General features: G+C 58.4%; 18 protein-coding genes and 1 pseudogene. 8 read left to right on the top strand and 11 right to left on the bottom strand.

Features of this window, described 5'->3' with window-relative positions; translation table 11 throughout:
- Window positions 1-125 precede the first annotated feature (125 nt).
- On the top strand, window positions 126-869 hold the full coding sequence (locus AC13DD_RS20810; RefSeq protein WP_008170576.1) for a pseudouridine synthase: 744 nt from the start codon (window positions 126-128) through the stop codon (window positions 867-869).
- On the opposite strand, the gene AC13DD_RS20805 is transcribed toward AC13DD_RS20810, so the two are convergent.
- Both AC13DD_RS20805 and AC13DD_RS20800 read right to left on the bottom strand, forming a co-directional pair.
- Entirely contained in the window at window positions 854-2,710 is a 1,857-nt protein-coding gene (locus AC13DD_RS20805) for a putative bifunctional diguanylate cyclase/phosphodiesterase (RefSeq protein WP_104270361.1), read from the bottom strand. The genes AC13DD_RS20810 and AC13DD_RS20805 overlap by 16 nt on opposite strands.
- Window positions 2,711-2,835: 125 nt before the next feature.
- A pseudogene (locus AC13DD_RS20800) lies at window positions 2,836-4,299 on the bottom strand (amidase); the annotation flags it as partial.
- A gap of 195 nt (window positions 4,300-4,494) precedes the next feature.
- Here AC13DD_RS20800 and AC13DD_RS20795 point away from each other — a divergent pair.
- A complete protein-coding gene (locus AC13DD_RS20795; protein WP_273017255.1) occupies window positions 4,495-5,103 on the top strand; it encodes a methyltransferase family protein in 609 nt (202 codons plus the stop codon).
- Window positions 5,104-5,123: 20 nt separating this feature from the next.
- Here the strand turns inward: AC13DD_RS20795 and djlA are convergent, their stop codons facing one another.
- On the bottom strand, window positions 5,124-5,903 hold the full coding sequence (gene djlA, locus AC13DD_RS20790) for a co-chaperone DjlA (RefSeq protein ID WP_273017254.1): 780 nt from the start codon (window positions 5,901-5,903) through the stop codon (window positions 5,124-5,126).
- Window positions 5,904-6,041: 138 nt separating this feature from the next.
- On the opposite strand from djlA, the gene alkB reads away from it, so the two are divergent.
- Window positions 6,042-6,692: a DNA oxidative demethylase AlkB gene (gene alkB, locus AC13DD_RS20785; RefSeq protein WP_273017253.1), complete on the top strand. Its 651-nt coding sequence runs from the start codon at window positions 6,042-6,044 to the stop codon at window positions 6,690-6,692.
- A gap of 4 nt (window positions 6,693-6,696) precedes the next feature.
- Here the strand turns inward: alkB and AC13DD_RS20780 are convergent, their stop codons facing one another.
- Window positions 6,697-7,977: an MgtC/SapB family protein gene (locus tag AC13DD_RS20780; protein ID WP_053114764.1), complete on the bottom strand. Its 1,281-nt coding sequence runs from the start codon at window positions 7,975-7,977 to the stop codon at window positions 6,697-6,699.
- 335 nt (window positions 7,978-8,312) lie between these two features.
- Here AC13DD_RS20780 and AC13DD_RS20775 point away from each other — a divergent pair, with 335 nt between their 5' ends.
- Both AC13DD_RS20775 and AC13DD_RS20770 read left to right on the top strand, forming a co-directional pair.
- Entirely contained in the window at window positions 8,313-9,800 is a 1,488-nt protein-coding gene (locus tag AC13DD_RS20775; RefSeq protein ID WP_273156016.1) for a SulP family inorganic anion transporter, read from the top strand.
- 1 nt (window position 9,801) lies between these two features.
- Window positions 9,802-10,728: a universal stress protein gene (locus AC13DD_RS20770; protein WP_053114766.1), complete on the top strand. Its 927-nt coding sequence runs from the start codon at window positions 9,802-9,804 to the stop codon at window positions 10,726-10,728.
- Here the strand turns inward: AC13DD_RS20770 and AC13DD_RS20765 are convergent.
- The 4 genes from AC13DD_RS20765 to AC13DD_RS20750 all read right to left on the bottom strand — a co-directional run bounded on the left by AC13DD_RS20765 (window position 10,725) and on the right by AC13DD_RS20750 (window position 15,001).
- Window positions 10,725-11,594, bottom strand: a complete 870-nt coding sequence (locus AC13DD_RS20765; protein WP_273156014.1) for a patatin-like phospholipase family protein — start codon at window positions 11,592-11,594, stop codon at window positions 10,725-10,727. The genes AC13DD_RS20770 and AC13DD_RS20765 overlap by 4 nt on opposite strands.
- Window positions 11,595-11,704: 110 nt before the next feature.
- Entirely contained in the window at window positions 11,705-12,886 is a 1,182-nt protein-coding gene (locus tag AC13DD_RS20760) for a BaiN/RdsA family NAD(P)/FAD-dependent oxidoreductase (protein ID WP_482931679.1), read from the bottom strand.
- A 150-nt stretch (window positions 12,887-13,036) separates the two neighbouring features.
- On the bottom strand, window positions 13,037-14,092 hold the full coding sequence (locus AC13DD_RS20755; RefSeq protein ID WP_053114768.1) for an NAD(P)-dependent alcohol dehydrogenase: 1,056 nt from the start codon (window positions 14,090-14,092) through the stop codon (window positions 13,037-13,039).
- Between the two features lie 105 nt (window positions 14,093-14,197).
- Window positions 14,198-15,001 (bottom strand): PhzF family phenazine biosynthesis protein, encoded by an 804-nt coding sequence (locus tag AC13DD_RS20750; protein ID WP_104270276.1) that lies wholly within the window; start codon window positions 14,999-15,001, stop codon window positions 14,198-14,200.
- A gap of 241 nt (window positions 15,002-15,242) precedes the next feature.
- Between AC13DD_RS20750 and AC13DD_RS20745 the strand changes: the two genes are divergently transcribed.
- A complete protein-coding gene (locus AC13DD_RS20745; RefSeq protein WP_482931678.1) occupies window positions 15,243-16,658 on the top strand; it encodes an aminotransferase-like domain-containing protein in 1,416 nt (471 codons plus the stop codon).
- Window positions 16,659-16,664: 6 nt separating this feature from the next.
- On the opposite strand, the gene AC13DD_RS20740 is transcribed toward AC13DD_RS20745, so the two are convergent.
- Both AC13DD_RS20740 and AC13DD_RS20735 read right to left on the bottom strand, forming a co-directional pair.
- Window positions 16,665-17,321, bottom strand: coding sequence for a response regulator transcription factor (locus AC13DD_RS20740; protein WP_062785235.1), 657 nt, complete (start codon window positions 17,319-17,321; stop codon window positions 16,665-16,667).
- The gene (locus AC13DD_RS20735) at window positions 17,314-18,828 is read right to left on the bottom strand and encodes a PAS domain-containing sensor histidine kinase (RefSeq protein ID WP_008170553.1); all 1,515 of its coding nucleotides are present in this window, start codon (window positions 18,826-18,828) and stop codon (window positions 17,314-17,316) included. The genes AC13DD_RS20740 and AC13DD_RS20735 overlap by 8 nt, the downstream gene beginning before the upstream one ends.
- 152 nt (window positions 18,829-18,980) lie before the next feature.
- On the opposite strand from AC13DD_RS20735, the gene AC13DD_RS20730 reads away from it, so the two are divergent.
- Both AC13DD_RS20730 and AC13DD_RS20725 read left to right on the top strand, forming a co-directional pair.
- Complete coding sequence (locus AC13DD_RS20730; protein WP_421862402.1) at window positions 18,981-20,609, top strand: acyl-CoA synthetase; 1,629 nt, start codon at window positions 18,981-18,983, stop codon at window positions 20,607-20,609.
- Window positions 20,610-20,706: 97 nt separating this feature from the next.
- Window positions 20,707-22,083 carry a solute carrier family 23 protein gene (locus tag AC13DD_RS20725; RefSeq protein WP_008170547.1) on the top strand — a complete coding sequence of 459 codons (1,377 nt, stop codon included), beginning with the start codon at window positions 20,707-20,709 and terminating at the stop codon, window positions 22,081-22,083.
- Window positions 22,084-22,175: 92 nt separating this feature from the next.
- Here AC13DD_RS20725 and AC13DD_RS20720 read toward each other — a convergent pair whose 3' ends face one another.
- The gene (locus AC13DD_RS20720) at window positions 22,176-22,763 is read right to left on the bottom strand and encodes a DUF6448 family protein (protein WP_092031505.1); all 588 of its coding nucleotides are present in this window, start codon (window positions 22,761-22,763) and stop codon (window positions 22,176-22,178) included.
- Window positions 22,764-22,920: the final 157 nt, after the last annotated feature.

Genomic DNA, 22,920 nt, shown 5'->3' with positions numbered 1-22,920 from the left:
GGGTGTGTCGCTAGTGTATACGTAGCGTTAGTTGATTAGGTTATCTACTTTGGTATCGGCTAGGGAAGCGGGCTCTTGAATGCAATTGGCCGACTTGAATATGAAGCTTTTATGACATCTATCTTATGAGCAACCCACTAACCGTTCTTTACCGGGACGAACACCTTCTGGCTGTCCACAAACCGGCCGGGCTGTTGGTTCACCGGAGCCCTATCGACAAACACGAAACCGAGTTTGCCCTGCAATATGCCCGGGCGCTAAATGAGGGCCAGCATGTTTACCCGGTCCATCGACTGGACCGGCCTACCTCCGGCGTCCTGGTGTTTGCCAGGGACAGCGACACTGCCCGCACGCTGGGTATGGCGCTGATGGCCGGTGAGGTGACGAAAACCTATCTGGCGATGGTGCGTGGCTGGCCGCCGGAACACGGGGAGATTGATCATCCCTTGCGAGAGGAACCGGAGGATCGACGGCTGAAAGGGGAAGAGCAGCCGGTGCGGGACGCTCTCACTTATTACCGCACGCTGGCGACGACCGAGATACCAGTGGAGATCGAGAAATACCCGAGCAGTCGCTACGCCGTTGTTGAACTGAACCCGAAAACTGGCCGAAAGCACCAGTTGCGCAGGCATATGAAACACATCAACCACCCGATCATTGGCGATGCCAATCACGGTCGGGGCCGCCACAACCGCTATTTTGCAGAGCGATTCGGCCAGGGGCGGTTGATGCTGGCCGCAACCCGGATGGCATTCCAGCACCCGGTTTCGGGTAAACCACTGACCATTAGCGCCGCGCCTGAGGCGAGCTTTCTGGAGGTGTTATCGCTTTTCCCGGGATTTGACGTACGGGATCACTCGGAAAAGTAGCGCTTGATAAACCCTGGGTAGGGAAGCGGTTTACTGTAACGGTAGCCCTGAAGGTAGTCGCAGCCTTTCTCGAACAGCCAGCTTTCATGGGCTTCGCTCTCCACACCTTCTGCAACGACAGAAAGGCCAAGCCCCCTGGCCAGGCCAATGATCGACAGGGTGATAGCGCAATCGTTTTCGTCATCCGGAAGGTTGTTGATGAACGAGCGGTCGATCTTGATGCGGGAGAAGGGCAGGCTTTTGAGCCGGGTCAGCGATGAGTACCCGGTGCCAAAGTCGTCGATAGCGAGCTCGGCGCCGGCGTGTACCAGCTGTTCCAGAACCCGACCGATGACACTGAAATCACCCTGGATGGAGTCTTCGGTCACCTCAAACTGCAGGGCACTGACCGGCATGCCCTGGTTACCGCAGATCTCTTTTACCAGCTCTGGCAACTCTGGGACCAATATCTGCTCTGCCGACAGGTTGACGGATATCGTTGGTAATGGCGTATTCCGGTCTTTTGCCTCACGCCAGTGAGCGCAGACGTTTTTCAGCACACAGGCGCCCAGCTCATACATCAGGCCGGCGCTGCGCGCCACGTCCAGAAATTCAATCGGTGACAGCCAGCCACGTTGCGGGTGCTGCCAGCGAACCAGGGCCTCGGCGCTTTCCAGCTGTGTTCCCGTGCGGTCCATGATTGGCTGGTAGAAGACATCGAGGCCGCTGGTTCTGAGTGTTTCCCGCAGCTCGCTCTCGAGCGCAAACCGGGAGCGGGCTGTCATCTGGATTTCCGAATCGAACAGGGTCGAACGGTCCCCGCCCTGCCGCTTCGCGTGGTACATCGCAGCCTCTGCACCTCTGAGCAGTTCTTCTGACTCGTGGCAATCGCCCGGGAAGTGACAGATGCCCACACTGGCACTGACATTCAGATCCTGATCGGACACCCGGATAGACTGGCGAATACGGCTGTGGATCTCGCGGATCACCTCGTCCAGAAAGCTCGGCTGGGTGTAGTTGCGAATAACCAGGGCAAATTCATCCCCTCCAATGCGCGCCAGAAAGTCCTTGCCCGCCAACTGGATTTCTTTCAGGCGCTGTCCGATATCGGCGATGACCTGATCCCCCGCCTGAGGGCCAAGGCCATCGTTGATGGTTTTCAGGCGGTCAACGTCAATCCAGAGCAGTGCAAGACTGCCGGTACCCCGGCCTTTGATCTTGCGCACCAGGTGGTTCAGCCGGTCACGCAGTGAATCAATGTTGGCGAGTCCGGTGAGGGAGTCGTAGCGACTGACGTATTCCAGCGCCCGCTTGGATCTCAGCCATGCCTCGTGAGTGTTCATCAGGCTTATGGTGTCTGCAATGGCAGCTGACAGCGAAATGTCCGGGACCGACCAGTCACGGCGCACACTTGACTCCAGGCAGACAACCCCGCTGAGTTGTTCGCCGTCGAAAATCGGCGCGTCTAACATGGAATGAATGTTTTGCACGGACAGATAATCGCGGTCGAAGGAACGGGTACGGATATCATTGCGGGCGTCTTCCACGGCAATGACTCGTTCTTCGGTGATGGCGCGGAAGTAGTCGGGGTGGTCTGAGCGAAACAGGTTGAACTCTGAGCCATTCTGCGCGATGCAGCTATTGCGGCCGGGCAGCTCTGTGTCGTGAAGCCACTCACAGGTGATCCGGTCCCGTTCTGGAGGGAAAAGCCAGACACTTGCCCGTTTCACGCCCAACAGCCGTGTGCACAGCTCCATGAGGGCTGCCAGCTTCCGGGGGCGGGGCATCTCGATAAAGCTGGTATTGTGGCTCAGCTCCATCAGTGCCTTGTGGTGGGTCACGAGGACTTCACTGTCACGCATGGCCGGGCTCAATAAATTGTCCTTCTTCGAATTACGAACGGCCTTGGCTCTCGGTTTGGATACTTGAACAGGTTATGTCTAAGTTCTTTAAAGAATATGGCAGCTGTTTTTATAAGTGTCCAACTTCAAACGGGATTGGTCAGTGAGTCCCTGGTGTTTTGCTCTCCACTACCAAGATGGTTCCGGCTGAAATCGCAAAGCAGCGGCCAGGGATGGTTGGCTTCCAGAGTAAAGGCGATATCCAGCAACGTGCGTTCGCCTCCGTGCCGCCCCATAAACTGAACGGACACGGGCAGTTGATCGGGCGTGTGGCCCATGGGCAATGAGATTGCCGGTGCGCCCGTGGCGTTTGCCAGAGGGGTGAAGCTCACATACTCGCGCAGCCGTTCGAACAGGGTGTCAAAAGGCACATCGGGGCTCAGGTGGCCAAGGGCGGGCGTGGTGTGGCCAAGTACCGGTGTGAGCACGGCATCAAATCCGGCCATGGCATGTGCATAGTCGTGCCAGGAACGCTTGAGCCGCCAGAGTGCGGTTGGCAGGCGCCAGAACTGTCGCCGGAACATCCTGTCGAGGCCGTTGGTCAGGCCGTCTGTTTTGTGTTTGTCGAAGGCCGGGTGAAGCAGTTTCCTGCCGTTGGCCCTGATGCCGAAGGCAAGCAGTGCCCAGTACAGGGCAAAGTCATCAGGGAAGGTGCTGTGCACCGGAACGGGCACTGGCTCAATGCGGTGGCCCATTTTTTCCAGCCTGAGCGCCGTTTCTTCGACAGTCCGTCGGGTGATGTCATCGGTTTTGTGACCGTTGATGGAATCCAGCACCAGTCCGATTCTCAAAGGACGACCGGAGGGGCCCTCCATTCTTCCAATGGGCGGCAGGCCGGGATTGCGGAAATAGGTCTCGGCCTGCTCGAAAAAATTAGCGGTATCCCGTACCGAGCGCGTCACTACGCCCTCGCTGATAATGTTGATCGGCAGGGAGGCCGCCGCTTCGTTGTCTATCAATCGTCCTCGTGTGGGCTTAAGGCCGACCAGGCCGCAGCAGGCGGCCGGAATCCGTATGGAGCCTCCGCCGTCATTCGCGTGGGCAATGGGTACCACGCCGGCCGCCACCAGGGCCGCTGAACCGCCTGAGGAGGCGCCGGAGGAATAGGCCAGGTTCCACGGGTTACAGGTTGCCGGCGCGTGTGCGGGCTCGGTTGTGGCGTTGAATCCGAATTCCGGCAGGGTGCTTTTACCCAGGCACAGAAAACCCTGGGCAAGCAACTGGCGGGCAAATGGACTGGTATCGGATGCAGGAACGCTGGGCAAGGCCAGGGAGCCGTGCCGTGTGGTCATGCCCGACACGTTGGTGTTGTCTTTGATCAGTGTTGGAACACCGCGGAACAGGGGAAAGGAACCGGTCTGGTCGGTGGCATCAAGCTGTGAAGCAGTCCATATCACCTGGTCGTAATTCGCCGCGGCCAGACCATGAATTAGCGGTTCGACCGCCTGTGCGCGAGCGATAGCGGCTTGCGTGAGTTCGGTGATCGATATTTCCCGGCGGCGGACCTTCTCGGCAAGGGCAGTGGCGTCATCGCAACCTATCGCGTCGTTGCTGAAACTGTGTCAGGACTGCGGGGCGCTCACGGCCAGACTCTCCTTGAAAGTGATTCCACGACTCTACTGCATTTGAAAACGTGATGACATGTCATTTTAGGTAGGGTGAGTGGTCGGCAGCCAGCACAGGGCCTTTTCACAGACCTCTTCAGATAATAAGCTGTCCGCCTGAAAACGTTGTAAGCGATCCTGATGGAATTTATTGAACCCCTCGTACGCCACTTTCTCGGCATTTTCTTTCTGATGATCGGTCTGCAGTTTGCTGGCCGAAGCCTCGGGCTGTATCAGAGAATGCGCTTTTCGCACATTAACTATGGTGAGCGAGGGAGTGCGCCCTGGTGGCACCGGCAAACCTTCAATGTGTTTCGGGCGTTCATTCTCGGCGTCTGCGTGGTGCGGATTTTTGCGGATATCGACCCCTGGCTGGGCGTGTTCGGCCCGCTCTATGTATGGCCGATTTTGTTGGTTGGTATGCTCCTCCTGATTGGCTCATTTACTTCGGTGAACTATCTGCAGGCCTACATGCATGAGGACTGGCGCTCTGGTATCGATCCTCGGAAGGATAAGCGCAAACTGCTCACAGGCGGGCCATTTGGCCGCTCCCGTAATCCCCTGTTCCTGGCTGTGATGGCTGGGCAACTCGGTTTTTTCCTGGCCTTGCCCAGTGTGTTTTCCCTGGTATGCCTGGTGGCCGGTGTACTGGTGATCACCCGCCAGGCCCGGGAGGAGGAGAAGGCGCTGGCGGAAAAATTTGGCGAGGACTACGAGCGTTATCGCGTGCGGGTACCGCGCTGGTTCTGACCCGCTGACGGCAGAGGGCTTTACGCAGATTTTTTCCGGGCTTCCTTGATCACATCGTAGGCATGACTGATTTCGCGGGTGCGTTCCTCTGCCATCTCCCGCATGCTCTCGGGCAATCCCCGGCCGGCAAGTTTATCCGGGTGGTTCTCGCTCATCAGCTTACGGTAGGCCTTCTTGAGTTCATCATCACTGGCGGAAGGCGATACCCCAAGAACCTTGTAGGCATCGCTGATCTGATCAGCGGAGGAGGGCTGGCCCGCACCGGCCCGGTTGGTGTGGGCTCCTCGGAGCATGGCTTCCAGCTGGTCCACCTGGCTCTCCGGTAGCCCCAGCCCACGGGCGATTTTTACCAGCATTTCGTGTTCGGCCGGGTGCACCTTGCCGTCTGCAGCCACGGCCGATACCTGAACCTGCAGGAACATCTGGAGAAACGCGGGTTGGCGTCCGCTGGCCTGGAGGAACTGGTTAAGCTCGGCATCCAGGTCGAAATCCGGCTCTTTACCACGGTTGAAGGCGGTTTTTGCCTTGGCTTTCTGTTCTTCATTCAGGCGGAAGCGAACGAACATGGCTTCGGCCATCTGAATTTCATCCCTGGATACCACGCCATCTGCCTTGCAGAGGGCACCCATCACAGCAAAAACCGATTCAATAAAACCGGACTGAATGCTCTGGAGCTTGCCAATCAGGCGGCGCTTGAGAAGGTTCAAGAGAAAGGCGCCAATCGCCGCACCTATGAGAAAGCCCGGGAATTTGCCAAAGGCGTAGCCAATCAGACCGCCAATTATGATTGCAAACAGCATTAATAAGTCCTTAACAGGAATGAATCAGCCCATAGAATATACGTGTTTTTCAGCCCGGCTTCATGAACAGGCTTTCATCGACCTGTGAAAAAGCCACGTAAGCTATTAGATTAAATCATTTATGAGGGGGCAGTAGTCATGACCCAAGACCTGTTTTCTAACCTGCCACCGGAACAGACAGTCGAGCCTCTGATGGATGGCGCGGTGGTGCTGCGGCAGTTCGCGCTCCCGAACGCCGAATCACTCATGGCCAGCATTGAAACGGTTACCTCAGAAGCGCCGTTCAGACACATGAAGACCCCTGGTGGCCATGCCATGTCTGCGGCCATGAGCTGCTGCGGGGATCTTGGCTGGGTTACCGATAGCAGGGGTTACCGGTATCAGGCGGAGGATCCGGAATCCGGCCGGCCTTGGCCCGCCATGCCTGCGGCTTTCCGGGAACTGGCCAGAAGCGCCGCCGAAACCGCTGGTTTTGAGGGATTTGAACCGGACGCCTGTCTGATCAATCGATACCAGCCCGGGGCAAGAATGGGGCTGCATCAGGACAAGGACGAGCAGGACTTCACGCAGCCCATCGTGTCGGTTTCTCTGGGCCTGCCGATGGTGTTCCAGTTTGGTGGTCTCAAACGCAGCGAACGCCCCATCCGCGTGCCACTTGCCCATGGTGACGTTGTGGTCTGGGGCGGCCCGGCCCGGATGCGTTATCACGGCGTGCTGACCCTCAAAGCCGGGGAGCACCCGCTAACGGGCGGGTATCGTTACAATCTGACGTTCCGTCGGGCCAGGTAAGGGATTACTGCAGCCAGGCGACCAGAAGCCCGGCTGCCAGAGAGAGCACCATCGGCCCCCCGACCAGCAGCCCGATCTGGCGATTGCCGACAAACCCGGCCAGCGCCGATTTCACGAGGTTGTTGGTGGCAGCGGCGATCACAATGCCTATGACTGCTGTTCCCATGGCCAGGCTGTTGTTGGACATGCGGGTCAGGGAGAGGGTAATTGCGTCCACATCCGCGATGCCGGAGGTGGCTGCCAGGAAATAGATGCCCGCATCACCTAGCCAGTTGCCGAGGAACTCGCCCATAAGCAGGATGGCTGTGAGCAACGCGCCAAAAACCAGGGCAGAGGTCAAATCCAGCGGGTTCTGGTTAAGGGTTGGTTGGCTTACCTGAAGCTCTCGGTCATTTTTCCGCCAGATAAAGAGCGCGGGCCCGTAGAGCAGGGCGGTCATCACCAGCACGGGCCAGATCAGACTGGGCAACAGATCGGGATTGATCACCAGGCAATAAACCAGGATACGGGGGAACATGGTGCCGCAGGCAATCAGGATACCGGTGGCGAACTGGGCGTTGAGCTGCGGAGTTTTCGAGGCCTGGCGGGCGAAGTGCAGCGTGAGGGCAGTGGACGAGCTCAACCCGGCGAATAGGCTGGTAAACAGGATGCCTTTGCGGGTACCGGCGACCCTTATGGCGAAATAGCCGACAAAGGAAATGGAGGCGATCATCACCACCATCCACCAGATTTCCCGGGGATTCAGAACCCCGCCAGGCCCCATCTTTTCGTTTGGCAGCAACGGCAGCATGACCACGGAAATCAGCAGCAGCTTGAGAGCGGCATCCAGTTCATGTTCCTTCAGCTTGTTGACCCAACCGTGGATTTCTTCCTTGTTGTCCAGAATGATTGCGGTTACCACCGCTGCGGCCGTGGCGATGACCGGGTCCACTGCCACCGCCACCGCACCGAAGCAGAAGGTCAGCACCATGCCAACCATACCGGTGATGCTGAAATTACGGATATGCTCAAGGCGCTCGCTGTAGGCCACGATGGCCATGGCCACGACACTGACCAGAAGCACGGGAAACGCCCATTCCGTGATTTCCTGTGCCAATACCGCGGAAATACCGCCAAGCAGGCCTACCAGGGCAAAGGTGCGGATGCCGGCAATTCGCTCGCCGGATTTCTGTTCCCGGGCATCCCATCCCCGCTCCAGGCCAATGATGGCGCCAAGCAAAAGCGCAACGGCGAGGTCGAGAGTGGTCTGGTTTCCGGCCAGAAACTGGGAAGCAAGATCATCCATGGGAGGGCGTAGGCTCCTGTTAATAATTGAATATGTTGATGATAGCAGCAGGTGCAACCGGTCGTTACACCTCTAAGAAGATTCCCGTAACCGCCTTACTTTCCCGTTAGGGGTCTGGTAAGCTTCGCGACCCTGAAATTCGCAGTTACCTGATTTTCATCAACCGTGCAGCAAACTGAAACCGTGACGATCCTTCCGCCCTAGCGCTCAGCTTCCTCTTCCTCTGGTTTAATCCCCTGAGACATATCCCTGTAGCCAACGTGAGATAGGTTGGGTGCAATCGACGGTTTTATCTCAGTTTTTTTATCTCCACAGCAATCCGGAAACCCGACATTATGGTGAATTCCCTAAAAGCCAACTGGCTTTCGAACATTCGTGGCGATGTGCTCGCCGGTATCGTCGTGGCGCTGGCACTGATCCCGGAGGCCATTGCCTTCTCGATCATTGCCGGTGTCGATCCCAAAGTGGGTCTTTACGCCTCTTTTTGTATTGCGGTGATCATTGCCTTCGTGGGTGGCCGTCCCGGCATGATTTCGGCAGCCACTGGCGCCATGGCCCTGTTGATGGTGACACTGGTTAAAGAGCATGGTCTCGAGTATCTCCTTGCTGCGACGCTGCTGACCGGTGTTCTTCAGATTGCCGCTGGCTACCTTAAGCTCGGCGGCCTGATGCGGTTCGTCTCGCGCTCGGTGGTAACCGGTTTTGTAAACGCCCTGGCCATCCTTATTTTTATGGCGCAGCTGCCCGAACTGACGAATGTTACCTGGCATGTCTACGCCATGACGGCGGCCGGCCTCGGCATCATCTACCTGTTCCCGCTGCTGCCCCGGATCGGCAAGATCCTGCCTTCACCTCTGGTGTGCATTGTGGTTCTGACCGGCGTTGCCATGTACCTGAACCTCGACATCCGCACGGTCGGTGATATGGGCGAATTGCCCGATACTCTGCCGATCTTCCTGTGGCCGGATGTGCCCCTGAACCTGGAAACCCTGATGATCATCCTGCCGTACTCCGTGGGGCTGGCTGTTGTGGGGCTGCTGGAATCGATGATGACCGCAACCATCGTCGATGACCTGACCGACACCACCAGTGACCGCAACCGTGAGTGCAAGGGTCAGGGCATTGCCAACATCGGCTCCGGCCTGCTTGGTGGTATGGCGGGCTGCGCGATGATCGGGCAGTCCATTATCAATATCAAATCCGGCGGCCGTACCCGGCTGTCGACACTGACTGCCGGTGTGTTCCTGCTGATTATGGTGTTGGTGCTGGACAAGTGGCTGGTCCAGATCCCCATGGCGGCCCTCGTTGCTGTGATGATCATGGTGTCGATTGGTACCTTCAGTTGGGGCTCGATCAAGAACCTGCGGGAACATCCGCTTTCAACCAACATCGTGATGGTTGTTACGGTGATTGTGGTGGTTGCCACCCATAACCTGGCGTTCGGCGTTCTGGCCGGCGTTCTGCTGGCGGCCCTGTTTTTTGCCAACAAAGTTGGCCATTACATGCTGGTGACCTCTGAGCTGGATGAAGCAAGCGATACCCGCACCTACACAGTGGTGGGCCAGGTGTTTTTCAGTTCCTCGGAAAAATTCACGGAATCCTTTGATTTCAAGGAAGCAGTCGATAATGTGGTCATCGACCTGAGTCGCGCGCATTTCTGGGATATCACCGCAGTGGGTGCCCTGGACAAGGCCGTGATCAAGTTCCGCCGTGAAGGCTCGGAGGTTGAGGTGATCGGTCTGAATGAAGCCAGTGCCACGATCGTTGACCGCTTTGGCGTGCACGACAAGCCGGACGCCGTTGACCAGCTGATGGGGCACTGACATGACACAGACCAAGGAATCCAACAGCGATCGCAGTCAGAATAACAATCACAAGGATCATGAAGGCGAGGTTGAGATGTTACGAGTAGTTGCCTGTATTGATGGCTCCCAGGCGGCGCCGGCGGTTTGCGATTACGCAGCCTGGGCCAGCAAGCACATGGAAACGCCCATGATGCTGCTGCACGTGCTGGACGAGGAACGTTATCCGGCGGAGCCGGATCTGGCTGGCAACATTGGTCTGGGCAGCCGTGAACAGCTGCTCGAAGACCTGGCAGAGCTGGACCGCAAGCGCGCCAAGCTGGCCCTGGAACACGGCCACCACATGCTGGACGAAGCGGCAAAGCGGGTCAGCGAATCCGGTATCAATGACGTGGTGCAGCGTCAGCGCCATGGTGACCTGACCGAGTCTCTGCTGGCGCTGGAGAATCAGACCCGCCTGCTGGTCATGGGCCTGCACGGTGAAAGCAGTTCCGAGCGTGACACCCACATCGGCAGTCAGTTGGAGACGGTGATTCGCAGCATGCACCGCCCGATTCTCTTGGTGCCGGACGACTATACCCAGCCCCGCAGCGCCATGCTGGCCTTCGATGGCAGCGCTACGGCGTTCAAGGGCGTGGAATTGCTGGCTGGCAGCCCGGTTCTGAAAGGCATGCCGTTGCATCTGGTGATGGTTGGACCGGACACCAACGACCGCTGGGAGCAGCTCAGGAAAGCCGAGAAAATGCTGGCAGGGCTGGAATCCGAAATCACTCTGGCGATCCGGGCCGGCGATGTGGAGCCCGCGTTGCACGCCTACCAGGAAGAACACGACATCGACATCCTGGTGATGGGCGCCTATGGGCACTCCCGCATCCGTCAGTTCCTGGTGGGCAGTACAACCACTACGATGCTGAAAACCGCCAAAAAGCCCCTGGTAGTGCTTCGCTAGGCTACTTCCTGGGCCAATTCGGCCAGATAGGCCATCGCCGCGCGGTGGCCTTGCTGATACCCCAGATCCAGCTTGTTCAGGTCGGTCGTCAATCGGCCCACCGGAAAATCTTCCGGTGGCGCGATAATCCGGAGCCGGCAGTCCTCCGGCGGATTTCGAATGAATTCCAGTGTCTCGTTGTATCTTTCGCCCCGCCGGATTATGGCCTCGGCGAGCCCCGGTTGCTCCCGGAACATCCGTTTGGTGAGCGCCGGAAACGCCAACGGCTTCTTCTCATAGCCCAGCGGTCGGGAAAGCACCACCGTGATATCCCGGGCTCCCCGGCGATAGGCCTCCGCAACCGGAATAGAATCGGCAATTCCGCCATCACTCATGGGCTCGTCCTCCACTCTTGGATAATCACGGTAGGCCAGGGGAATGGAGCAGGAGGCGGTGAGCACGTTGTGGATGTTCTGGTCGTCGACAGGAAAATACCGGGCCTCACCGGTGACCACCGACGTGGTTGCCACCCAGAGTTTGGTGGTGCCAGACAGGTAGCGTTCCAGATCGAGCGGCACTTCCTGGTAGGACTGATGCCAGAGCCAGTGAACATCGCACAAATGCCCGCCCTGGAAGAAACGACCCCAGTTGATGAACTCCGGCCGACAGGCGTGGTCGGTAATCACCCGATGATTTCGGCCGTGATGGCCGCAGAGGTAGCCGATGAGATTGGTTGAGCCCGCGGAGACGCCCCAGGCTTCCGTGAAAGGCTGATGCCGCTTTTCGAGAAAGGCATCGAGTACGCCGGCGGCGAAGATGCCGCGCATGGCGCCACCTTCGACAACGAGGGCATTGCTGGTTGCGGTGTCACTGTGGGTCTGGAGCATCCGTTTCCCCTATCTTGTGTGTTCTCCGGTCCTTGCGTGGTCTCCGGTCATGCCAATACATGAACTCAGCTTACCAGTTCGACGGTCGCTTTGGGCAGTCGGATGTGCCCTCAGGCGCTGTTGCCGGCCGCCACACCCGAAGCCCAGGCCCACTGGAAATTATGGCCGCCGAGGTGGCCGGTCACGTCCACCACCTCACCGATGAAATACAGGTTTGGCTTCTCCAGCACCGCCATGGTTTTGGAGGAGAGCTGGCGTGTATCCACACCCCCCAGGGTAACCTCTGCCGTGCGGTAGCCCTCGGTTCCCGCCGGCTTGATCGACCAATGGCCGAGGACATCGGCAACCTGCTCAATATCGCTGTTCTTGTAGCCCTGCAAGGGACCGGTCCAGCCCTGCAGTTCGTTGAAGGCCTGGGCAAACCGTTTTGGCAGGTGCTGGGTCAGGTAGTTTGCAATGGTCGATTGTGGGCGGGTTTTGCGCAGGTTCAGCAGGTCGTCCTTGATGCGGCAGGCCGGCAGAAGATTGATGGCCAGGCTGTCACCCGGCTCCCAGAAACTGGAAATCTGGAGCATCGCCGGGCCACTGAGCCCGCGATGGGTGACCAGCATCGGTTCCCGGAAGTGCTGGTCATGGCACTGCACGTCAACGGGACAACTGACGCCGGACAAAGGCGCGAGCTGGTCTTTCAATTCCGGCTGCAGGGTAAAGGGCACAAGTCCAGGGCGGGTAGGAAGGATTTCCAGGCCGAACTGCTCGGCTACCCGGTAGCCAAACGCTGTGGCGCCCATGGTAGGAATCGACAGGCCTCCGGTGGCGATCACCAGGGATTCACAGGTGAGGTCACCGGAGCCGACGCGCAAGCGGTAGCCGCTGTCGGTTTCGGTGATGCGGTCGACCGCTGTCTTCATTCTCACGTCCGCGCCCGCCCACTCACATTCGGTCAGCAGCATATTGAGAATGTCCTTGGCGCTGTCTTTGCAGAACAACTGACCAGGGGTTTTTTCCTCATGTTCAATGCCGTGGCGGTCTACAAGTTCCAGAAAGTCCTGGGGGGTATAGCGCTTTAGCGCAGAAATGCAGTAGTGCGGGTTATCCGAAAGGAAGTTGGCCGGCGTACTGTTCAGGTTTGTGAAATTGCAGCGTCCGCCGCCGGACATCAGGATTTTCTTGCCGGGTTTATTGGCGTGGTCCAACACCAGCACGCTGCGGCCGCGATAGCCCGCAGTGGCCGCGCACATCAGGCCTGCTGCGCCAGCGCCGATAATAATGACATCGTAGTGTGAAGGCATGGGGTAACCACAAACCGGGTACGAACATTGAGTGGGCGAATTATACGGATATGGGGGGCTGGCGTCTGTGGTGCCGGGGTAACCACGTATGAAGTGGCGGGATGAGAAGGAATCAGAGACCGGGCCCGTGGGGCCCGGTCGCCTTTGCAGTTACCCGTTTTTCAGGGTGTGCATATCGATCACGAAGCGATACTTCACATCGCCTTTTTTCATGCGCTCGTAGGCCTCATTGAGGTTGTTTATATCAAGCATCTCCACGTCGCAGCTGATGTCGTGTTCTGCGCAGAAATCCAGAACTTCCTGGGTTTCCGGCATGCCACCGATCAGCGACCCGGCCAGAACACGGCGCTTGAATACCAGGGCGCCAGCCTCTACGGGTGGCTCTACCGGCTCCAGCAGGCCAACCAGTATGTGAGTGCCATCGTGCTTCAGGCAGTTGAGGTAAGGGTTCAGATCGTGCTGGACCGGAACCGTGTCCAGCATGAAATCAAAGGTTTCAGCGGCTGCGGCCATCTGATCTTCATCGGTGGAGATCACTACATGATCGGCACCCTGCTTTTTCGCTTCCGCAACCTTGCTCTCGGAGCGGGTGAAAATGGTCACCTCCGCGCCAAGTGCCCGGGCGAATTTAACACCCATGTGACCGAGGCCGCCCATGCCGATAACACCGACCTTGTGGCCCGCTTTGACGCCATAATGGCGCAGCGGCGAGTAGGTGGTGATGCCGGCGCAAAGCAGAGGCGCAGCGGCCTTGATATCCAGCTTTTCCGGAATGCGAACGACAAACCGTTCGCTGACGGTGATACGCTCGGAATAGCCGCCAAAGGTGATGGAGTGATCGTGGCGGTCCTGGCCGTTGTAGGTGGAAGTCATGCCTTCGCTGCAGTACTGCTCCAGACCTGCTTCACAAGCTGAGCAGGTACGGCAGGAATCCACCATGCACCCGACGCCGACGACATCGCCTACGTTAAAGCTTTTGACCTCGGGGCCAACGGCCGTGACCCGCCCCACAATTTCGTGGCCGGGGACAACCGGATACTCGGTGATCCCCCAGTCGTTTTGTGCAAAATGAATGTCGGTATGGCAGACCCCGCAGTAGTCGATCTCGATCGCAACGTCATCGGGACGTGGATCCCGGCGGTCTATGGTATGAGGTGCCATGCCGGACGTTGGTGACTGTGCTGCAAATGCTTTGGTCGCTGTCATCACTTCGCCTCTGATTAAGAATTGAGGATAAGTTTACGAAACTGACCGTCAGAGCTATCACCGGCGACCATGTCGGTTTTTTCATTTGCACTCTGCAAGTGTGCCTCACAAATGAATGGCGCCTTCCATAAAGAAGGCTGCCTGGCCGGCAATGTCGACGCGATCCCCCTTTAACTCGCAGCGAAGTACACCGCCCCGGGCAGAAATCTGCCGAGCCTCAAGCTCGGTTTTGCCCAGTTGTTCGGACCAGTAAGGCACCAGCACGCTGTGAATGGAACCGGTAACCGGGTCCTCATCAATGCCGGCGCCAGGCGCGAAATAGCGGCTGACAAAATCGCAGTTGTTGCCAGGTGCGGTGATGATCAGCCCCTGGTTGCCCAGTTGCTTTAATTTGCGCAGATCCGGTTGCGCAGACCGCACAGCGTCTTCGTCCTTCAGGACCACCATGTAATTGGTGTCGTTTGGAACAAAAAACGCTGTATCAGGCGCGCTTTCCAGAGCTTCCCGAATCAGGGCCGGCGTGGGCTGTTTCTCGTAGGCCAGATTCGGGAAATCGAGTACCAGCCAGCCGTCGTCGGATTGCCGGACGGAGAGTGGGCCGCTTTTGGAGCGTAAACGGATTTGCTCTCTGTCCCAGCCGAGTTTGTTGAAGATGATCCAGGCGCTGGCCAGGGTGGCATGGCCGCACAGTGGTACCTCTGTGCCCGGAGTAAACCAGCGGATATGGAAATCCGCGTCCTCGCCGGCCGGAAGAGGCACGAAAAAGGCTGTTTCGGAGAGGTTGTTCTCCGCGGCAAGCGAGAGCATGAGGTTATCTGGCAGCCACTGGTCCAGCGGCATGACCGCGGCCGGGTTGCCACCGAACACCTCGCTGGTGAACGCATCAACCTGATAGATGGGTAAAGTCACGGTCTCTTCTCCTATTTTAAAGCGCTGGCCTGTTTGGAAATATCATCTGATTTCGAGCCTATTGTAGGAAAAGATCTGACTGCCATAACAGATTCAGATAATCTGGTTTTGAACCGGTACAGAATGCATTTGGTGAGATCTGTACTGGTCATATCGGAAGCAATCTGTACTGCACCGAACAGCTCGGGTTCTGGTGCAATAGATCATTATCACGATGAAGCTTCGCAGGCGAGGGCGGGCAATGGGCATTCTCTACAACCAGGTCGCGGATCAGCTTCAGGGGCTGATTCATGAAGGCGTGTACCGGGACGGCGAACGGCTACCGGGCGTGCGACAGTTGAGCCGGCAGTTCGGGGTTAGCATCTCGACCATCCTCCAGGCACACCAGACGCTGGAGGCGCGGGGTTTTCTGCAGGCCCGTGAACGTAGCGGCTACTTCGTACGGCTGCCCACTGTGGACGCCCCCGAGCCTGTTATGCGCCGGCACCGAAGCCGTCCGGTTCCAGTCAGTGCCAGGGAGATGGCCCTGGACCTGTGCGCGGACGAACAGAAGCGCATGGTACCGCTGGCCACGGCGATCCCCCACCCGGATTACCTGCCGCTCCGCCAGATCCAGCACAGCACGCTCTGGGCGGCACGCCGGGGTCTGGAAACCCTGGACTATGCCTTTCCCGGCAAGGAATCGTTCCGCCGGCAGATCGCCCAGCGGATGGCCACCCTCGGTGTGCCGGTGACGCCAGACGACGTACTTGCCACCAATGGCGCCCAGGAGGCGATCATACTGGCGCTGAGAGCGGTAACCCAGCCCGGAGTTATTGTGGCCGTAGAATCGCCGTCTTTCCCGGGCATTCTTCAGGCTCTGGAAGTGGTCGGGCTGAAGGTCATTGAAATTCCAACGCATCCTTCCGAGGGTCTGAGCCTTGAAGGCCTGCAACTGGCCCTGGAACAGTGGCCCCTCAAAGCCTGTGTGGTCGTGACCAATCACAGCAACCCCATGGGTGCGCAAATGTCCGACGAGCGCAAGAAGCAGCTGGTCTCCATGCTGGCGGCAGCGGCTGTTCCGCTGATCGAGGACGACATCTACGGCGACCTTCACCACACCGGGGACCGGCCGAAACCGGCCAAGGCCTTTGATCGGGCGGACAATGTGATTTATTGCAGTTCGTTTTCGAAGACTATTTCACCGGGCCTCCGGCTGGGCTGGATGGTGCCGGGGCGGCATATGGCCAGCGCCAGGCAGCACAAGTATTTCGTCAATCTGGCCACGTCATCGATTCCACAGATGGCGGTAGCGCATTTTCTGGAGCAGGGCGGCTATGATCGCTACCTCCGTTCAGCCCGGCAGCACTATCGCGAAGCCACCGAACGGATGCGGACTGCTGTGGCCAGGGCCTTCCCGGAAGGTACGGCAGTGAGCCGTCCCCAGGGTGGGTTTGTGCTATGGGTCCAGTTGCCCGACGGCGTTTCCGGCACCGAGGTTTACCACAAGGCCAGGGCGGAGGATATCAATGTGGCGCCGGGGCTGATGTTCTCAACCGCCGACAAATACGACAATTGCCTGAGACTGAACAGCGCCAACCCCTGGAGTGAGCGCATCGAGCATGCCGTGGCCAGGCTGGGTGTGCTGGCGCACGACGTCCAGTCTGCGGCGCGTTAGTGCCGTTCAGGTTTTCTCGCCACGCAGGTCCAGCGGATCGAGAAGGCCGGCGGCAATGGCGGTGCCGGTCACATCCGGCAGGCGATCGGCGCCCAGGCGTTTCATGACTCGTGCCCGGTAGAGATCAATCGTCTTGACACTGACATCCAGCTGTTCTGCGATTTCCCGGCTCGTGTAGCCCTGGGCCAGTGGCAGGAACACGTCCCGTTCACGGCGGGTGAGGGTGGCCAGCAGGGCTTCGGTTGCCTCATCACCCTGCAACTCTGGAGCGGACTGCTGATGTTCCTGCAGCGCCTGTTGGACGCTGTCCAGGAGCAGTTGTTCATTGAACGGCTTCTCGATGAAATCGAAGGCCCCGGACTTGAACGCCCTCACCACAATGGGAACGTCGGCGTGCCCGGAGACAAAGATGATCGGCAGGTCCAGCCCCCGCTTCTGAAGCTCCTCCTGAACGTTCAGGCCGCCCAGCCCGGGCATCCGCACATCCAGAACCACGCAGCCCGCTTTCTTGTTGCCAACCGCATCCAGGAATTTCCGGCCGTCGCTGTAGGCTTCCACGTTCAAGCCGACCGATTCCAGCAACCACTGGGTGGATTCCAGCATGCCGGCGTCGTCGTCAACCACATAAACGGTGGTGGCTTCCGGTGTCGCTTGATCACTCATCTGGCTGCATCTCCGTGTTCGGGGTTCTGTTCTTGTGGCCCGGGCCGGCCGGGAAACGGCAGATCAGGGAGAGTCCGCCCGTTGCTGCCGGCCTGGCGTCCAGGAAGCCTCCAAAGCCTTCGATAATCGAACGGCTCATCGAGAGCCCGAGGCCAAGCCCCTGGGGCTTGCTGGTATAGAACGGCTGGAACATCTGGCGAATGCCCTGCGCGTCGAGCCCCGGGCCTTCGTCGATGACCTCAATCAGGGTTTCGTTCTGATCGTTGATGCAGGTCGTTATGGCGATCTGCGAGTGTGGGCCCGGGTTGTCCTCACCGCGAGCCTCAACAGTGGCTTCGATACCGTTGCGGATCAGATTGATCAGCACCTGTTCCAGAAGCACCGGGTCGGCGGTGATGACGGGCGCACAACAGGCCAGATTCTCGCGGATCTGCACTTTGTTTTTCTCGGCCTCCCATTGGCAAAGACGGGCGACATTGCTGACGACTTCATTCAGTGCGATTGGTGCGGTCCGCTTCTGCCCCTTGCGCAGGAAGGCTCGCAAACGTTTGATGACCTCCGAGGCCCGGTTGGCATGGTGAACAATCTTCTGGAGGCCATCGTCCACTCGATCGAGGCATTCGGGATTGGTTCGGGCGCTTTTGAGATAGCGCTGGCTGGCGCTGGCAAAGTTCACGATGGTGGCCAATGGCTGGTTCATCTCGTGGGCAATGCTTGAGGCAAGCTCCCCCAGAGTGGCGAGCCTGGCGGTGTGGGCGAGTTCGTCGGCCAGCCTGCGGTTGTTCTCCTCGGACTCTACCCGGGCGGTGATATCCCGGGATACGCTGATGACTTCAATCACAGCGCCAGTGTAGGTTTCCCGAATGGCCCTGCTGGCAATCTCGAACCAGCGGCGGGAACCGTCCCGGTGAATAATCTCAAGGGTCATGGTGGCGTAGCCGTCGTCCCGTAGCTGGTTGCGGGTTTCAGCCAGCTTCTGAACCACCTGATCGCCCCGGAAAATTTCTTCCAGGGGCTTACCCCTCAGTTCTTCCGGCCAGTAGCCCAGCAGCCGCCAGGATGCGGGCGTGGCATCGATAAACCGTCCGTCCGGGGCATGGCGGGAAATGAGGTCGGTGGTGTTCTCGGTAATCAGCCGGTAAAGACGGTTGGAGCGGGTCGCTTCTTCCCGGTTGATGATTTCGTCTGTAGCGTCTCTGGCCCGCGCCAGAACCGTCGAGCTCCCGATATCGGGGACGAACGTCCACACCAGGAAACGCTCGGTGGTGTCTGCCGGAATTCTGGCTTCCACATTCTCGATCGACCGTTCCTGCTCCAGGGACGACTTCACAAGCGCCTGAACGTTGATCGGCAGCAGATGGAACAGCGAGGTCAGGTTGGCGTTCTGGCAAAGATGATGGCTGGCCAGGTTGCCCTCCAGAACGCTGCCTGTCGCATCCAGGATCAAACCGGGTTGCGGGTCGGCGTCATGCAAACTAAATACACTTGGAGTGGAAAAATCGTTCATGGCTTATCGTTATAGTAAATTAACTATAATACGTTGGTATAGTTTCTAGTGTTTTTGCTATCCAATACTATTCTGACCAGCCCGAAGTATAGCTAGTTTAGCGATATTCCTGAATACGCCATAAGAACAACAGTACTCAAGAGGACCACGCAATGACCTCGATATTTGATCAAGGCCTGGCGCCCGTCGACGCCAACTACGCCGTCCAATCCCCCGTTGATTTCATCGAACGGACCGCCACGGTTTACCCGGAGTATCCCGCCGTCATTCACGGGGCCATCCGTTACAACTGGGCGCAGACCTACGAACGTTGCCGCCGTCTGGCATCAGCCCTCAAAGGGCGCGGCATCGGACGCGGTGATACCGTTGCTGTCATGCTTCCGAATATTCCCGCAATGGTGGAAGCCCATTTCGGGGTGCCCATGATTGGCGCGGTGCTGAACACCCTGAACGTTCGCCTGGACGCTGAGGCTATCGCCTTCATGCTGGATCACGGTGAGGCCAAGGTTGTGATTGCCGACCGGGAGTTCGGTGAGGTGATCAGGGACGCCGTCAGCCGGCTGGACACCAAGCCGCTGGTGATCGATGTGGACGATCCAGAGTATGGCGAGGGTGTTCAGGTCAGCGATCTGGACTACGAGGCGTTCCTGCAGGAAGGGGATCCGGCATTCCAGTGGAGCTTCCCGGAGAACGAGTGGGATGCGATCTCTCTCAACTACACCTCCGGCACTACCGGCAATCCAAAAGGTGTGGTCTATCATCATCGTGGCGCCTACATCAATGCCATCGGCAACCAGACAGTCTGGTCCATGGACATGCATCCGGTGTACCTGTGGACCTTGCCGATGTTCCATTGCAACGGTTGGTGTTTCCCCTGGACCATCACCGCCATGGCCGGTACTCACGTCTGCCTGCGCCGGGTTGATCCCGAGAAGATTCTGCAGCTGATCCGGGATCATCAGGTTACCCACATGTGTGGCGCCCCGATTGTGCTTAACGCATTGCTGAACGTGCCGGAATCAGCCAAGGCCGGCATTGATCACGACGTGAAGTCCATGACAGCCGGCGCGGCACCCCCCGCCCAGGTCATTGGTGCCATCGAGGAAATGGGCATCCAGGTGACTCACGTTTACGGTCTGACCGAAGTCTATGGCCCGGTAACCGTTTGTGCCTGGAAATCCGAGTGGGATGCGCTGCCACTGCATGATCGTGCCCGGAAAAAGGCCCGTCAGGGCGTTCGTTATCACACTCTGGCAGGCACGATGGTCGGCGACCCGAACACCATGGAGCCAGTGCCCAAAGACGGCAAGACCATCGGTGAGATTTTCCTGCGCGGCAATACGGTGATGAAGGGCTACCTGAAGAACCCCAAAGCCACCGAAGAGGCCTTCCGGGGTGGCTGGTTCCACACCGGCGACCTGGCGGTATGGCACGAAGACGGCTATATGGAGATCAAGGACCGGCTGAAGGACATCATCATCTCCGGTGGTGAGAACATTTCCACCATTGAGGTTGAGGATACCCTTTACCGCCACCCGGCTGTGCTTGAGGCAGCTGTGGTTGCCCGGCCGGACGAGAAGTGGGGCGAAACCCCCTGCGCCTTTGTGACCCTGAAGCCGGAAGCCGGTGATGTCAGCGAAGAAGACATCATCAACTTTTGCCGCGAGCATCTGGCCCGGTTCAAGGTACCGAAGACCATCGTCTTCTCGGAGCTGCCCAAAACCTCCACGGGTAAGATCCAGAAGTTCGTGCTGAGGGACCAGGCCAAAGAACTGGACTGATTCCCCGATCGGCTGCGCCGGCCCCGGCGCAGCCGAATTAAACCAGAAAAAACAACGCTGTCAGGCACACGCGCCGCGTGAGCCCGGAGACCTTTTTATGCAAATGTTTCACCGAAAGAACGGGGAAGAGCAGCCGTTCTGGCCGGCCGGTCCCTTCAAGGTTCGTCTGCCGTTCGTTCATTACCGCTGGGAGTTCGCGGAGATGGTGCAGGCTCTGATCATGTTCGTGGTCAGCCTGGCCATGATTCCCCTTCTTGAGAAATACCTGGGTGTGCCCTACGACGTGGCTCTGGCTTACGTGGTGATCTGTGGTATCGGTTTCATGCTGCCGGCACTGCTGGGTGTTCCCCTGGTTCCGGGCTGGATTACGCCGGGGATTCCTGTGGTTCTGCTGTTCCTGAGCGACTATGAGCCGGGCCCCGAGGCGATTCAGGCGCTGTTCGCGCTGCAGTTCCTGGTGTTCATTATCTTCCTGGTTCTGGGTATTACCCGCCTGGGCAGCAAACTGGTGGAGCTGATTCCCCGTTCCATGAAAGGCGGGATTATCATCGGTGCCGGTATCGCCGCCCTGATGGGTGAGATTGAGGCAGGCGGCCGTCTCGCCAACACGCCGATCTCCCTGATCATCGGTGGCCTGGTGTGCCTCTACCTGATGTTCTCGGTATCGTTCAAAGGTTTTGTGGAAAGCAATTCAATCGCCCGCAAGATTGCCAACTACGGCATGGTGCCGGGTATGGTGGTTGCGATCCTGGTTGGCTTTGCAACTGGCGAATACGAGGTGCCCAATGTGGAGTGGGGCATCACCAAACCCGCGTTTGATGAGCTGTGGAACTACCTGCCGTTTGCCGTCGGATTCCCGGATGCCAACGTCTTCCTGTACGCCATTCCCACGGCGGTGATCGCCTACGTGATTGCCTTCGGCGATATCGTGGTCGGCCAGTCATTGATGAACCGCGTTGATCATCTGCGCAAAGACGAAGATATCGATAACAGCATCGACCGGGTGCATCTGGTAACCGCTATCCGCAATGGTGGCCACGCGTTCTTCGCACCCTATCCGGGGCTGGCGGGCCCGATCTGGACGGCTGTCACTGCCACCATGGCCGAGCGCTACAAGTACGGTCGTAACGCCATGGACTCCATCTACAGTGGCGGCGGTACTTTCTGGATTACGGGTTTTATTGCGCTTTTCGTTCTGCCGCTGGTGAGCTTCTTCCAACCGGTGCTGCCGATTGCCCTGTCACTGACACTGCTGCTGACCGGCTATATCTGCCTGATGGTAGGCCTGGAGCAGCTGGAGAATAACACCGAGCGTGGCATCGCCGGCACTATGGGTGTGGTTCTCGCGGTATACGGTGCAGGTTGGGGCCTGGCCACCGGCGCCGTCCTCTATTTCCTGATTGAACGTACCAAATTGCTTGGCTTTACCGCCGACCCGGAAGCGCCGGGCGTACAAGCCGCAGAAGAGCACTAAACCAGCGCCTTCCGGCTCTGCACCGGAAGGCGCTGACCCCCTGTGTGTCCTTGGGAGGCTTCGTGCCTCCCTTTTTTCGTTGCGCGGCAGCTTCAATGACCGTGTTTACCCGCTCCAGCCGCACCGTGAACAGCTTCTACGTAATGGATGTAGTCAACATAGTCGGTCACGAAGTGGCGCCCTTCCTTGACACTCTGATCGGCGCTGGCCAACGAGTTGTGGGCCTGGTCATAGCGTTCCCGAATCCCGGTCTCTATTTTCCGGGTGATGTTTGCAATCAGCTGGTCAATCTCGCCGTTGCTTAGTGCAGCATCTGCCGCCTTCAGTCCGGGGTCGATGTTCCCTGCCGGCTTGATCCCGGTAAAGGGTGCACCCTCGGAGGCACGATGAACTTTTACCAGTGTTGCAAAGAGATGCTTGTCTGCAATTTTGCGTACCTTCTCGCCCTCGCCCCGGATGTCCCGGACATCGGCGAATACACGCCTGATTTCGGCCTCGTCCTCGGCGGGAACCCATTTCAGTAGTGGGGTAACATCACCGGCTTCGAGCGCTGCCCGGGCTTCGGTAATGACAGGGCCATCCAGCGCATCGCAATGGGCCTGGGCATTACCTGCCAGCATGAGCCCCAGGAGGACGGCAGCACTTGCGGTAAAGGTGGCTTTTCGTAGTTTGGTTTTCATGGACGTTTCCTCGCGTTTGAGTTATGGTGATTTCTGGTGTATGGAAGCAGGCTGAAAGGATGGCGTATCCTGTTGGTTGATCACCACCAAGATCACAACCAACAGAGGATGGATACGCCATGTCCAAGTCTAACCTGCATGCTCTTTCACAACCAGA

The sequence above is a fragment of the Marinobacter sp. L-13 genome, assembly GCF_056857715.1.
This window is presented reverse-complemented; position numbering and strand designations above follow the sequence as displayed.